The 13,548-nt window shown below is 52.1% G+C and carries 14 protein-coding genes; 4 read left to right on the plus strand and 10 right to left on the minus strand.

Annotated features, from left to right (window positions below; translation table 11 throughout):
* Positions 1–7 precede the first annotated feature (7 nt).
* The 3 genes from spoIIIAB to R50912_RS21980 all read right to left on the minus strand — a co-directional run bounded on the left by spoIIIAB (position 8) and on the right by R50912_RS21980 (position 1,866).
* Positions 8–526 carry a stage III sporulation protein SpoIIIAB gene (gene spoIIIAB / locus R50912_RS21970; protein WP_042237859.1) on the minus strand — a complete coding sequence of 173 codons (519 nt, stop codon included), beginning with the start codon at positions 524–526 and terminating at the stop codon, positions 8–10.
* Positions 519–1,520 carry a stage III sporulation protein AA gene (spoIIIAA, locus tag R50912_RS21975; RefSeq protein ID WP_042237862.1) on the minus strand — a complete coding sequence of 334 codons (1,002 nt, stop codon included), beginning with the start codon at positions 1,518–1,520 and terminating at the stop codon, positions 519–521. Before spoIIIAA ends, spoIIIAB begins: the two co-directional genes overlap by 8 nt.
* An 82-nt stretch (positions 1,521–1,602) precedes the next feature.
* Positions 1,603–1,866: a YqhV family protein gene (locus R50912_RS21980; RefSeq protein WP_042138738.1), complete on the minus strand. Its 264-nt coding sequence runs from the start codon at positions 1,864–1,866 to the stop codon at positions 1,603–1,605.
* Positions 1,867–2,206: 340 nt separating this feature from the next.
* Between R50912_RS21980 and R50912_RS21985 the strand changes: the two genes are divergently transcribed.
* Positions 2,207–3,073: a YitT family protein gene (locus R50912_RS21985; protein ID WP_042237864.1), complete on the plus strand. Its 867-nt coding sequence runs from the start codon at positions 2,207–2,209 to the stop codon at positions 3,071–3,073.
* A gap of 537 nt (positions 3,074–3,610) precedes the next feature.
* Here the strand turns inward: R50912_RS21985 and R50912_RS21990 are convergent.
* The 4 genes from R50912_RS21990 to R50912_RS22005 all read right to left on the minus strand — a co-directional run bounded on the left by R50912_RS21990 (position 3,611) and on the right by R50912_RS22005 (position 7,354).
* Positions 3,611–4,864: an aspartate kinase gene (locus R50912_RS21990; RefSeq protein WP_039295541.1), complete on the minus strand. Its 1,254-nt coding sequence runs from the start codon at positions 4,862–4,864 to the stop codon at positions 3,611–3,613.
* Between the two features lie 249 nt (positions 4,865–5,113).
* Positions 5,114–5,671 (minus strand): elongation factor P, encoded by a 558-nt coding sequence (efp, locus tag R50912_RS21995; protein ID WP_042237868.1) that lies wholly within the window; start codon positions 5,669–5,671, stop codon positions 5,114–5,116.
* 45 nt (positions 5,672–5,716) lie between these two features.
* Positions 5,717–6,787: a M24 family metallopeptidase gene (locus R50912_RS22000; RefSeq protein ID WP_042237870.1), complete on the minus strand. Its 1,071-nt coding sequence runs from the start codon at positions 6,785–6,787 to the stop codon at positions 5,717–5,719.
* 75 nt (positions 6,788–6,862) lie between these two features.
* Positions 6,863–7,354, minus strand: a complete 492-nt coding sequence (locus R50912_RS22005; protein WP_042237871.1) for a YqhR family membrane protein — start codon at positions 7,352–7,354, stop codon at positions 6,863–6,865.
* Positions 7,355–7,561: 207 nt separating this feature from the next.
* Between R50912_RS22005 and R50912_RS22010 the strand changes: the two genes are divergently transcribed.
* Together R50912_RS22010 and R50912_RS22015 are read left to right on the plus strand one after the other, a co-directional pair.
* Positions 7,562–8,515: a DUF1385 domain-containing protein gene (locus tag R50912_RS22010; RefSeq protein WP_152679709.1), complete on the plus strand. Its 954-nt coding sequence runs from the start codon at positions 7,562–7,564 to the stop codon at positions 8,513–8,515.
* A gap of 7 nt (positions 8,516–8,522) precedes the next feature.
* Positions 8,523–8,864 (plus strand): hypothetical protein, encoded by a 342-nt coding sequence (locus tag R50912_RS22015; protein WP_042237874.1) that lies wholly within the window; start codon positions 8,523–8,525, stop codon positions 8,862–8,864.
* Positions 8,865–8,965: 101 nt separating this feature from the next.
* Here R50912_RS22015 and R50912_RS22020 read toward each other — a convergent pair whose 3' ends face one another.
* The 3 genes from R50912_RS22020 to mntR all read right to left on the minus strand — a co-directional run bounded on the left by R50912_RS22020 (position 8,966) and on the right by mntR (position 12,271).
* A complete protein-coding gene (locus tag R50912_RS22020) occupies positions 8,966–9,925 on the minus strand; it encodes a patatin-like phospholipase family protein (RefSeq protein ID WP_042237876.1) in 960 nt (319 codons plus the stop codon).
* Positions 9,926–9,993: 68 nt separating this feature from the next.
* Complete coding sequence (locus R50912_RS22025) at positions 9,994–11,670, minus strand: family 10 glycosylhydrolase (protein WP_042237878.1); 1,677 nt, start codon at positions 11,668–11,670, stop codon at positions 9,994–9,996.
* Positions 11,671–11,845: 175 nt separating this feature from the next.
* Positions 11,846–12,271, minus strand: coding sequence for a transcriptional regulator MntR (mntR, locus tag R50912_RS22030; RefSeq protein ID WP_039295471.1), 426 nt, complete (start codon positions 12,269–12,271; stop codon positions 11,846–11,848).
* Positions 12,272–12,463: 192 nt separating this feature from the next.
* Here mntR and splB point away from each other — a divergent pair, with 192 nt between their 5' ends.
* Positions 12,464–13,540 carry a spore photoproduct lyase gene (gene splB, locus R50912_RS22035; RefSeq protein WP_042237880.1) on the plus strand — a complete coding sequence of 359 codons (1,077 nt, stop codon included), beginning with the start codon at positions 12,464–12,466 and terminating at the stop codon, positions 13,538–13,540.
* Positions 13,541–13,548 lie beyond the last annotated feature (8 nt).

Below are 13,548 nucleotides of genomic sequence, written 5' to 3' on the forward strand. Positions count from 1 at the left end.
CACCTCGCTAAAAGATCAAAATGACGATCAATGCTCCAAGCAGCAGACCCAGGCTTTTGCTCACCTTTTCATATTTGCCCTGATCTTCTCTGGCCGCTGTCTCTTCCTGCTTCAATTGCTGCAGAGCCAGTGCAATATGCGTGCTCTGATTCGATCTGTCACTGGTTCCGAGTGTGCAGCTGAGCTGCCGGAAAATTTCCTTCTCTGTTCCTTTCAGGGAGGCGCTGCTCCAGTGAATCTCCATGGACCGCTGCACAGCTTCCTCGGCGCTGTAGTTATGCGGCGGGCTCATCTCTTCCGCTGCCGTGAGGAAGAATGCTCTCAGCGGCTCCTTGCTCTGCATCCCGATCCGGCGCAGCGCCTCCGGCAGCGGGGTATAGCCATACTGGATCTCCGTCTCCAGCCGCTGCAACGCTGCGATCAGGCCTCTGATATGCCGGGGCCGCTCAGCATACTGGGCAGCCCGCTTGAAGCCGGCCAGCGTGCCCGCAAGCACGATGAGCACTGCCCCGAGCAGCTTAAGCATGCCGGTCACCGCCTATCCGCTCTTCTGGAGAGATCAGCAGCAGCCCGCGCTTCTGGGCGTCCAGGATGCGGAAGGACAGGCCAACCTCCGAACGGTGCAGGATTACGTACCGCTCGAACATCCGGTGCTCCAGCAGACCGCCAAGGCCGGGCCGGCGGGCCAGCTCGGACACTTCCTTGCCATGGGCGGAAGCGACTACCGAGATGCCGGCGTGCAGCGCCTCGGTTACTGCATCCGCATCCTCCAGGCGGCCGATCTCATCGGCAATCAGCACATCGGGTGAAAGTGAGCGGATCATCATCATCATGCCTTCCGCTTTGGGACAGCCATCCAGGATGTCCGTGCGCGGGCCGACGTCGAAGGCTGGAATCCCGCGGCGGCTGCCGGCGATCTCCGAGCGTTCATCGACGATGCCGACCTTGAGACCCGGGCGTCTGCCCTCGCGTCCGCCCTGCCCTCCGGACGAGATCTGCCTGGCGAGGTCACGCAGCAGCGTGGTCTTGCCATGCTGCGGCGGCGAGAGGATCAGCGTATGCATAATGCGCTGCCGTCCCCGGTCCAGCAGATAAGGCAGCACGCCGTCTGCCAGCCCGTGCACTTCGCGGGCAATCCGCACATTGAAGCCGGTAATATCGCGGAGATGCTCAACCCCCCCGCCGCTTAAGACCGTCCGGCCGGATAAGCCGATCCGGTGCCCGCCGGGAATCGTGATGAAGCCCTTGCGCAGCTCCTCTTCCATCGTATACAGCGAATGATTGCTGATCAGGTCCAGCAGCCGGTGCGTATCCTCCCGGTCCGGCTTGTAGGCTTCAACGGGAAGCTGTGTCAGACTGCCGTTCACGCCGACAAAATGATATTTGCCGGAGTAATTAATCTCTAGCGGCCGTCCTTCACGGACGCGCACTTCCTCCACCTTGTCCAGGAGCGCAGCGGGGAGGCCGCCGAGCAGCGCTCTTACTTTTTCGGGAAACAATAGAAGCCAATCATTTGCCATACAAAGTACCCCCAAGTTGTCCTCTACTTAATAGCTTTATTCCATATTTATGCTTGTACTTGTACTTTATGACTATCATCTATCATTTCTTCAGAATGCCGATTAAGAGAAAGGCCACACCGCAGCCGATCCAGCCGAGCTTGCCCCACGACAGCTGCTGGGCCATCCCCGTCAGGCCGACTGCTGTGGTCAGAATCAGGATTGTCGGGCCGACCAGTGCCAGCCCGGAATTAACCGCGAGCGCCTTATCCACCTGGTTCAGCCTCAGCATAATCAGTGCAGCAGCAATCTCCACACTGCCTGACAGCAGCCGAAGTCCCGCCATCCAGCTCACATACTTGTCCAATCTGTTCAACTCCCTTGTACAAATCTATGGATACCAAAGAATCCGCTGCGAATAAACAAGCTGTTATCCATGGATATGCAGAAGAGGTCCACTTTAGACAAGAAGAAATGCAGGAAGCTAGCAGAGATTTAAGCAGATGTGAAAGAAATCATAGTGCTCTCCTCTATAAAAAAATATCATCGGTATGATAAAATTAATTTTGCGCGTGCAAAAAAATGGAGCTCTGGAAAATAGAAGGGCAGGCCGCTGGAGAAACTAAGCCTTCCTAAACGCTTCTGGAGTGGGTTCGAGCGCCGCAGAAATACAGATAAAGACATCGGAAAAAGAGGGGATCACAGTCATGCAAGTTCGTAATTTCGTAGTACCGCTCGTATCGGGAACAGTAGCCAGACAGGTCAAAGAAGTAGCCATCATTATATTCTCGGCACTACTGTTAGCGAGCGGGCTCAGGCTGTTCCTGATTCCGCATCAGCTGCTCAGCGGCGGCGTAGCCGGAACGGCCTCCATCATCGGTTATGTAACGAATCCGAAGTACATCTCGCTGTATTATTTCGCCATTAACCTGCCGATCCTAATCTGGGGTTTCGTAGCCGTGGGAAAGAAATACATCTGTTATAGCCTGCTGTCCGTCGTATCGACCACATGGTTTCTGAATGTGATTCCGCTGGTCAAGCTGACGAAGGACCCGATTCTGGCCAGTATTTTTGGGGGTGTGATCATTGCCGGCGGTGTCGGCTTCTCGCTGCGGGCGGGAGGCTCTTCCGGGGGATTCGATATTCTGGGCTCCATCATTACGCGCAAGCGGGATATTCCGATGGGTACTGTGCTGTTCGTGATGGACGGTCTGGTAATTCTAAGCCTGGGCTTCTTCAGAAGCTGGGATTCGGCGCTGTACGCGATGCTATGTATTTTCGTCAAAAGCCGTGTGGTCGATATGATCCATATCCGCCATGTCAAGCTGACCTGCTTCATCGTTACGAAGGAGCGGGAGAAGATGCTGAACCGCCTGACCTGTCTGCCTCACGGCATCACCGTCGTGAATGCGGAGGGCGGATACAGCCATGAGGGTAATACGATGCTGATGACGGTAACGACCCGCTACGAGCTGGCTGACCTGCGCAAGACGATTCTTGAGACCGATCCGAAATCCTTCGTCAACGTGCTGGAGACAGTGGAGATTATGGGCCGGTTCAGACGATTGAGTTAAACGAGGATAGTTGTATAATGTGCAATTAAAACCAGCGAAAAGAGATGCGAACATTTTAAGCATACCGCCTATACCGTTGCTAGCCACATTTACTATACAAAAAGAGTGCTGCTCTCCGCTCGCGCAGGGAACAGCACTCTTTTTGACTAATGATTGTTGGTTCTAATAGATCTTTGTCTCTTTGTCTTATACATTATCCGCTTTACATCCACGTCAGCACAATGTATTCGGTTTTCCGCATACATTTGGCTCATCTACCCAATCACAGGCACATGTATTCGGTTTTTCGCATACATTCGGCCCGCCTACCCTATCCCAGGCACATTACATTCGGTTTTCCGCATACATTTGGCTCATCTACCCAATCACAGGCACATGTATTCGGTTTTTCGCATACACAATGTATCCGGTTTTTCGCTCAAGTCCCAACTCAATTTAGGGTTCACCTGCCACATGGCGCCAAACAGGGATGTCCTCCAGCCTTCCGGCTGAAGAAACATCCCCAATGGTCATGCTGTAGAATTACAGTCCAGAAGCTTACCGGCGGTCCTGCGGGCCTCCCACGAAGGCCTGCTCTGCGGTGTCGAGATTATAAGCGGTATGCAACGCCTGAATAATCTGCTGCAGATTGCCGGATTCAATGACGCAGGAAACCTTGATCTCGGAGGTGCTGACCATCTTGATGCTCACACCTTCGTTCGAGATCACCTCGAACATTTGGGCCGCAACCCCCGGATGGCTGACCATGCCGGCGCCGACAATCGACACCTTGACCAGACTATCCTCGGAAGTCACTTCACGGTACGGCAAGACACTGTGCAATCCTTCAATTACCTGCTTAGCCTTTTCCAGATCGCTAAGGGCTACGGTAAAGGAGAAGTCTGCGGTCTGATTCTGAACGCCGCTCTGTACGATAATATCAACGTCCACACCCTCTTCGGCCAGCTTGCCGAAGACCTGGGCAAGTACACCCGGAACATCCGGAACTCCCAGAATACTGATCCGGGCCACATTCTTGTCATACGCAATGCCGCTAACTACTACACCCTGCTCCATACTTGCTTCCTCCTTCACAACAGTTCCCTCATTATGGTTAAAGCTCGATCTGACGACCAGCTTCACTTGATATCGTTTGGCATACTCCACCGCGCGCGGATGCAGTACGGCTGCACCGAGATTAGCCAGCTCCAGCATCTCGTCATATGAAATTTCCTTCAGCTTCCGCGCAGTCTTCACAATACGCGGGTCTGTGGAATAGATGCCGTCCACATCGGTATAGATTTCGCAGACATCTGCTTTGATCGCAGCAGCCAGCGCAACCGCCGTTGTATCCGAACCTCCGCGGCCCAGCGTGGTAATCTCACCGTCCAGTGTCATTCCCTGGAACCCGGCAACGATAACAATCTGCTCACGCTCCAGCGACTCCAGAACACGGCGTGGAACGATTTCACTAATCCGCGCACGGCCATGGGTCTCATCGGTACGGAACCCGGCCTGCCAGCCTGTATAGGATACAGCATTCCGCCCGATTCCATGAAGAGCGATGGACAGAAGCGCTACTGAGATCTGTTCCCCCGTAGTCATCAGCATATCCATTTCCCGTGCGGGAGGCTGCCCGTTCAGCTGTTTCGCCTGATCGATCAGTTCATCTGTCGTATCCCCCATAGCGGATACAACCACAACGCAGCGATGTCCCTCATCCTGCTTATCTGCGATGCGCTTGGCGACACGCTTCATACGTTCAATATCGCCGACGGAGCTGCCTCCGAATTTCATAACATAAAGTGACAAAGTCCCATTCACTCCCTATTTCGCTGTAAGTAGTAGCTTTTATTTGGTTTTCGCTTTAACACAGTATAATACGAAAATCATGACATGCGTTAATAGTTTCACAAAAAAAGCGCCCAATTTTCCGAACATGTCCATTCCTCTAAGCCTGGCAGGGCAAATTATATTCAGCTGAAGCTGTACAAAAAACCTCCGCCGCATAGTGCGGGGAGGCCGTCTTAAATAACGTTGAACCCGGAGCTAAGACAGCTCCTACGCGCGGGAGATGTATTTACCTTCGCGGGTATCGATCAGGAGAACGTCTCCTTCATTAATGAACAATGGAACCTGTACCGTATGGCCGGTTTCCAGAACAGCCGCTTTAGTTGCACCCTGAGCGGTATTGCCTTTAACGCCCGGTTCTGTTTCGGTAACCTTCAGCTCAACGCTTGTAGGAAGGTTGATTCCGAGGATTTCGCCCTGGTAGCTGACGATATTGACAGTCATATTCTCTCTCAGGAAGTTAAGCTCCCATTCCAGCTGCTTCGCAGTCAACTCGAACTGGTCATAAGTTTCGTTGTCCATGAATACATGCTCTGAACCGCTGGCATACAGGTACTGTACTCCACGGTTCTCGATGATCGCACGGCCGATCGTTTCGCCTGCACGGAATGTACGTTCAACGGTATTGCCGTTACGCAGGTTCTTCAGCTTGGAGCGGACAAATGCCGCGCCCTTACCCGGCTTCACGTGCTGGAAATCGATAACGGTGAAGATATCCCCTTCTACTTCTACGGTCAAGCCTGTCTTGAAATCATTAACTGAAATCACAAAAAATCCCTCCTGGAATCGATGAATTAACTGAATAAGTGTGTCTTACAGTACCGTGTATTCCTTAGACGAATGTGTCAGCAGCGCGATGCCGCTTTCGGTAATGACAATATCATCTTCAATCCGCACGCCGCCGAGGCCGGAGAGATAAATTCCCGGTTCTACGGTAACTACCATGCCCGGCTCCATAATTTCATCGGCAAGCTTGGACAGACGCGGGGATTCATGAACCTCCATGCCCAGACCATGGCCTGTGCTGTGGCCGAAATACTCACCATACCCGTAACGGGTGATGATGTCGCGGGCCAGGGCATCACATTCGCGGCCGGTCATGCCGGGCTTGATATGTGCCAGTGTGTGAAGCTGCGCTTCAAGCACAATATCATAGATTTCCTTCAGCTTGGGATCTGGCGATCCCGTAGCAATCGTACGTGTTACATCTGAGCAGTAACCGTCCAGCAGAGCGCCGAAATCGAGGGTTACGAATTCGTTGTTCTGGATGATCTTGCTGCTGGCTACGCCATGCGGCATGGCCGAGCGTTCGCCGGAAGCAACGATTGTATCGAACGAAGACGAGGTTGCACCATGCGTACGCATGTAGAATTCCATTTCCAGATCGACATCACGTTCAGTCATGCCTGGTTTGATCACATTCAGGATATGACTGAACGTGGCGTCGGCCAGATCGGCCGCCCGCTGCATGACAGCCAGCTCTTCTTCGTCCTTGAACATGCGCAGATTCTCCACGGCTTTGGATACCGGCACCATGACAGCCGGCTGCAGAGCCGCCGCATAGGCAGTGTACGCGCTGAAGGTTACATCATCCTGCTCGAATCCAACCCGGACTTGTCCGCCATGCGGCAGCAGCTCGCGTACGGTGTCAATGAATTTCGAAGCATGCTGAACTACCTGGAGGCCGTTTACCTGTTCCGAGGCCTGTGTCATATACCTGAAGTCAGTCAGCAGATAACTGTCATCACCGGTAACCAGCACATACCCGGAGGAGCCGGTGAATCCGCTCAAATAGCGGCGGTTATAGCCGCTGGTAATTAACATCGCATCCAGTCCCTGTTCCTGCAAAACCTTACGCAGCTTGGAGACGCGCTTGTTGCTCATTTTCATTCTCCTCTCGAAATAGCCACATTGTATTTTAACATAGTGGCATGCCACCTGAGAAGTTTTTTCGGACGCTTAGGCCAGCTTTGTCTGCTGCTCCCGTTTCCGCTCATCCGTATACTCCATCGCCGCAGTATATCCGATGAATAATCCCCAGAGTAAAAAGAGGCAGAATTCACTGATCACAGAGTTCCATGGCAGCTTGAAAGGCGGCTGCATCAGGAACTGCCAGGAGCCGGCAAGGAACAGGGCCGACCACCAGAGCACACCGTAAATCATACCCGGCCAAGGCCCCTTCAGCTTGCGGAAAATAAGCACATAGATCAGGGAAACGATCACCGAGAAGACGATAAAGGATAAATATCCGAGCAGATGCCCGGCAGGCGACACCAAAAATTCATGTTTAAAGAAGGGCTCCGCCAAAAATCCCGGAATCACCTTGGTGAAATGCAGGACGTACATCAGCCAGCGGGCTCCTCCCCAAATGATGCCGGCGAAAAAACCCAGTTCAATGGCAAAATAAAACGGATTCGTATGGACTGACTTTTGCTTGTTAGAAGAACTCATAGAGCAGCCTCACTTTCAATATAGGGTTAATCCGGTTTCCACTCCGCTCTCTATAGACTAGTATGTACAGCAAACGGCAATCCAACTAGTAATGTGCTTAAAAATTCGTTACAATGTATTATATAAATCACATTAAAATACGGGAAGGTGAATTGGTTGTCCCAGGAAACTCCCAGTTACGGCGGCCAAGCCGTCATTGAAGGCGTCATGTTCGGCGGCAAGCATATCAACGTAACAGCCGTAAGAAGGAAGAATCAGGAAATTACATTTTTGGAGGTGCCGAAGAGCGATAAGAGCTGGGTCCTTAAACTGCGCAAGATTCCGCTGCTTCGCGGCATTGTCAGTATTATAGATTCCAGCGCCAAAGGCTCGAAGCACCTGAATTATTCGGCGGAATCCTATGCCGAGGATGAGACAGAGCCTGAAGAGCTTGCTAAGCAGAAAGAGAAAGATAAAGACAAGAAGAAAGATGAGGGCTGGAGCCTCGGTATGATTTTCGGGGTAGCTGTCATGGGTATTCTTTCTTTCCTTTTCGGCAAGATTATTTTTACTCTGGTGCCGGTATTCGTAGAAGATTTTTTATTCAAGAATGCATTTGATAACTATATTCTGCACAACCTTGTTGAAGGCGGCATTAAGCTGATTCTCCTGCTCGTTTATCTGTTTGCGATTTCACAGACTCCGGTGATCAAACGGCTGTTCCAGTATCATGGTGCCGAGCATAAGGTAATCAGTGCTTTTGAAGCCGGCGAAGAACTGACTGTTAAGAATGTACAGAAATACAGCCGTCTGCATTACCGCTGCGGAAGCAGCTTCATGATGCTGACCATTATCCTCGGTGTGATTATCTACTCTGTTGTCCCATGGGATAATCTTATGGAACGGGTACTGCAGCGGATTATTCTCCTGCCGGTAGTCATCGGGATCTCCTTTGAGGTGCTGAAGGGCACCAATGCCGTGAGAGATATTCCCGGGCTCAAGTATCTGGGGTATCCGGGTCTGTGGCTGCAGCTGCTGACGACCAAAGAGCCTAAAGACGACATGGTTGAGGTGTCCATCGCCTCGTTCAACCGGATGCGGGAGCTGGATGCCGCAATTGAAGCAAGAGGATATTCGGAGGCAAGTGTGTCAGGCGGCATTTTGGATCCTGCGAAAGGATGATTAGCCCATGATCAGACATACTTTGATTGTTTGGATTTCAATAGCTCTCGCAGCATGGGGGCTGGTAACGGAATTTATGATACGCGGCCTTGCTGCACTATCTGTCTTTATTCTTCCGCTAGTTCTGCTGGCGCTGCTGTATTATGCGTACAAGATCGTTCCCGGAAGAACAAACGGCGGTCCCGGCCGGCCGCGCACCAAAGTCAAGCCATCGGCCAAGACGATGTCCAAGGTTGCGGGTATCCGCAAAACCCAGGCCGCCTCACCCGGCAAGCGTAAAACCTATCCATTCCAGGTGATTGAAGGCAGCAAAGGTAAGAACGACGACCAGCTTCCCAAATATCATTGAACTCCCGGCTATCCGCTAAGATTCAAGCAACAAAAGGCATCTCCGCATTGTCGTTACGACATGCGGGATGCCTTTTTGGTTATAATTCAGATCCGGCGCGCTTAGGCCGGGTGAATGTATGGACGCGTTCTAAGCGACGGCCGCCAATTTTTGAAAAAATCCGCTCCAGCCGTCAGCCCCGCAGTATAGATCGCCTCACTCTGTTCCGGGGAGATATGAAACTGGGTGGTGGAAATGCCCAGCGTGGGAATTTTGACAGTGCGTACGAATTTATCCGTCTCGATATAACGTTCATCATGGGCGGAGAGCATCGTCCCTACCATGGCCTGAAGCATGCTGAACGGCCCGGTAATGCGGTAAGGCTGCGGCTGTGTCTTACCGATTAACTGGTAGCCTACTGTGGGCGTACGGCGCTCAGGGGACTGGAAGCCATCCTTCTTCTCATCAAACAGCCACAGCGGAAAATTGCTGAGCATCCCCCCGTCCACCATATACACAAACTGCTCGGCAAAAGACTTTCTCCGGGCTGCCTCCCCATTCAGCCGCAGCATCACCGGATCGAAGAAGTAGGGAATGCTGCAGCTCATCCGCACAGCCTTGGCCACTTCAAAGGAGTACGGTGAAATCCCGTACAGCTCCAGATCATCCGGCAAGACGACAATTCTCCCGTTAGTAATATCTGATGCGATAACGGTCAGCCTGCCGCGCGGCAGATCGCTGAATGTAACCACACCCTTCTCCAGCAGAATGCCGCGGATCCAGGATTCCAGAGCCTGGCCCGAGTAAAGGCCCTTTTTGATCAGCACACGGATTGCCGGTCCTATTACAGCGGTGTTATATAGCGCTCCGCGCTTGAGAAAGGATGTGAAGGGCGTCTCCCTGATGATCCGGCTCATCGCCTCCCCGTCATATCCGGCGGCCAGCAACGAAGCAATAATGGAGCCTGAAGAGGTTCCGGCTACTCTCCCGAAGGTCCGGCCCGCCCGCTCCGTTGCCTCCACCGCACCTGCGAGCGCAATCCCCTTCACTCCACCGCCTTCAAAAACTGCGTTAATCTCCATACATAAGAGTCCCCCGTTCCATAGATCTTATTGCTTATCTATGAGCACGGGGGACTATTCATGACTGACTATGATTTGAAATAAAAGCTGAGCAGGCTGGCCAGGCCAAATGGATCACGGACCACAATATCATTGGCCCGGAACAAAATACTGCCGGAAACCTCATCGTATTTCTCATTATATTTCAGCTGGTTGATAATCTGATCGCCGCTCTGCCATTCCGCGGTTTGTTTGGTGTCCCCTACTTTGTAGGAGGCCAAGCCGATATACAGCTTGACACCCGTGCCAGTGACTTCGTTCACCCACCAGTCCACCAGCTTATCATAGCGGGCGTCTTTGAAAGAGAGGCTCCAGTAAATCTGCGGGGCCACATAGTCGACCCAGCCGCTCTTAATCCATGTGCGTACATCCGCATACATATCATCATACGCAGACACGCCTGCCGTGGTATCTGAGCCGGTGCTGTCAGCTTTTTTATTGCGCCATACCCCAAAGGGGCTAACGCCAAACGAAACTGCCGGTTTCACCGCATGAATCTCTGCACCCAGCTGCCGGATGAACTGATTGATATTATCCCGGCGCCAGTCTCCCTTGGTGGCAATTGCCTGAGCGTTGTAAGTCTTAAATGCCGTGTCATCGGCAAAAGTTACGCTGGAAGGATAGAAATAATCATCCAGATGCACACCGTCGATGTCATACCCTCTGACCACTTCCATTACGGTGTCAATGATATGCTGCCGCGCTTCCGGAATACCCGGATTTATGTACAGCTTACTGTCAGCTTTGACAATCCACTCCGGATGCAGCTTGGCAACATGATTGGCGGCAAGCCCTGTAGTGGAGGCATCGGTAGTTGCCCGGAACGGATTGAACCAGGCATGCAGCTGCATGCCGCGTGAATGGGCGCTGCTAACCATATACTGGAGCGGATCATAGCCGGGCTCCTTCCCTTGGGTACCGCTAAGCACCTTGGACCAAGGGACGAGCTGTGAGGAATACAGGGCATCTCCGGCGGGTCTGACCTGTACGAATACACTATTGAAACCGGCAGCCTGCAGCTTGTCCAGCATGCTGTCGAACTCTTTCTTCTGCTTGTCTCCATTACCGGCCGAAGCCGTTGACGGCCAGTCCAGATTAAATACGGTGGACACCCACGCGCCCTTCATCTCCTTTCCGGTCTTAGCCCCGGGAATGGAAGGTACGGTTGGCGTTGGCACGGTCGGTGCCGGCACCACAGGCGTTGGTACGGATGGTGTAGGCACTGTCGGAACAGACGGTGTCGAAGGTGTAGACGGCCCGCCAATCTCTACATTTGAATATAAGGCAATATGCTTCGCAGCCTGATTCCAGACCACCTGCAGCCCGAGCTGCTCGCTGACGAACCGCAGCGGCACCATCACTCTGCCCTGTGTAATCTGCACAGAGTTATCCAGAGGGACTGAATCACCGTTAACGATTGCACTTTTGCTTCCGCTAGTCAGCTTCAGCACATTATTCCCCTTGCTGATTGTAGCCGTCTTACTGGCCTGATCCCAGACCACGCCGGCACCTATTCCTTTACTGACTACCCCGACAGGGACCATAGTAACATTGGTCCGCGTAATATAAGGCGGAACATCCGTGCTTAAGCTCTCTCCATCCAGTTCAATGGTAATCTGCACCGAAGCAGCGCGTGCCCCTGTTGTCCACACAGGCAGACATAGCATAACTACCAGCAACCCAAAAATCCATTTACGGTAATTCATAATTCCTCCCAAATGTTGTAGTGATATAACAAAGAAACGGCCTTCTCATCCTTGAATCAGGGAGAAGGCCGTTTCTTTAGTAAACGGAGTCCTTCCTTAGGTGAAAAAGGAACGGTATCCGTTTTGACGTAAACAAACTGGAAAGGTTGCGCTAATCAAACAAAAACAGCCAAAATTATGAATCACTGACCATTTCATGGTGAATATCGTATAAGGTCTGCAGACGCGCTTCATCCCGGCGGAAGTACTCCACTAGTGTCTCGATCCGGGTGATAGAATCCCAGCTCAAATGATGCTCAATGCCTTCAACATCCTTATAAATATGTTCTTGCTGAACTCCAATAAGCCCGAGGAATTCCTCCAGCAGCTGATGGCGGTCCACAAGACGTTTTCCCACTTTTTTTCCTTTGCTTGTTAGGACAAGCCCACGATATTTCTCATAGATGAGATATTCGTCCTTATCCAGTTTTTGGATCATCTTGGTCACAGAGGAGGGGTGTACTTCCAGTCCCTCGGCAATATCCGAGACCCGCGCATAACCCTTCTCATCGATGAGCTTGTATATGCGCTCCAAATAATCCTCCATGCTGGGTGTTGGCATTAACTTTACCTCTTTTCTATATTGAGCGTGGCGATGGGGCCGGGCCTTGCTCTAACAATGATACATGTTTCTGCCGCTCCTTGGCAAGTCCTACAGGTCCGCCGCTTCTCTGCTTAGCGATGTTTACCATGATTCCATTCACCCGCTTAACGGCACAATAACGGTATCCTCATCTATAAGGAGCGTGAATTCATGAACGTAGTCACCCCTGAACGCCCTCCTGCCAAAAGACCACGGAAGCCGACGGGTCTCTTCATTCCGGAGCTGGTTTTTTTCGAACCGGATGCCTTGAATTACCCCAAAGGGGAGCGGATTATGGAGTGGGTTAAGGCCCGTAACATCCCCTTCCGTATGACCACTTCGCATAACCGGATCACCAATTTGCCCGGCGAAACCGAAGTGGAGCAATACAAAATCGCTAAAAGAACACTTGTCGTCGGTCTCCGCAAAACGCTGACTTTTGACCAGTCCAAGCCGTCTGCCGATTATGCGATTCCGATTGCCACCGGCTGTATGGGCCACTGTCATTATTGTTACCTTCAGACTACATTGGGTTCCAAGCCTTACATTCGCGTATATGTAAACACTGGAGACATCATCGATGCGGCCAAAAGATATATCGGCGAGCGCGCCCCGGAGATTACTACATTTGAAGCTGCCTGTACCTCTGACCCGCTGGGGTTGGAGCATATTACCGGCTCACTGACCGAGCTGATCGAATTCATGGCCGAAGAGCCGCTCGGACGGCTGCGCTTCGTGACGAAGTACCAGCATGTGGAGCCTCTGCTTGGACTGAAGCATAACGGCCATACCCGCGTACGCTTCAGCGTGAACGCCGATTATGTAATTAAGAATTTCGAGCCAGCCACCTCGCGGTTTGAGGAGCGGATTGAGGCTGCCGGTCAGATTGCCCGTGCCGGTTATCCGCTCGGCTTCATCATTGCTCCGATCATCTGGCATGACGGCTGGGAAGAAGGCTATGCCGAGCTGCTGGAGAAGCTGGCCCATACACTGCCGACGGGAATTGGCAAGGGTCTAACTTTTGAAATGATCCAGCACAGGTTCACCAAAACGGCCAAGACTGTGATCGAGAAACGTTATCCGAAATCCAAGCTGGAGATGGATATCGAGAAGCGCAAGAAGAAATGGGGCAAATGGGGCCAGAACAAATATGTCTACCCTGATGAACAGCAAACCGCCCTGCGCGAATTCATCACAGAGCGGATTTTTGAACATTTTCCGGAAGCGGCTATTGATTATTTCACTTAACCTTTAGG

The organism is Paenibacillus sp. FSL R5-0912 (assembly GCF_000758605.1).
GTDB lineage: Bacteria > Bacillota > Bacilli > Paenibacillales > Paenibacillaceae > Paenibacillus_AQ.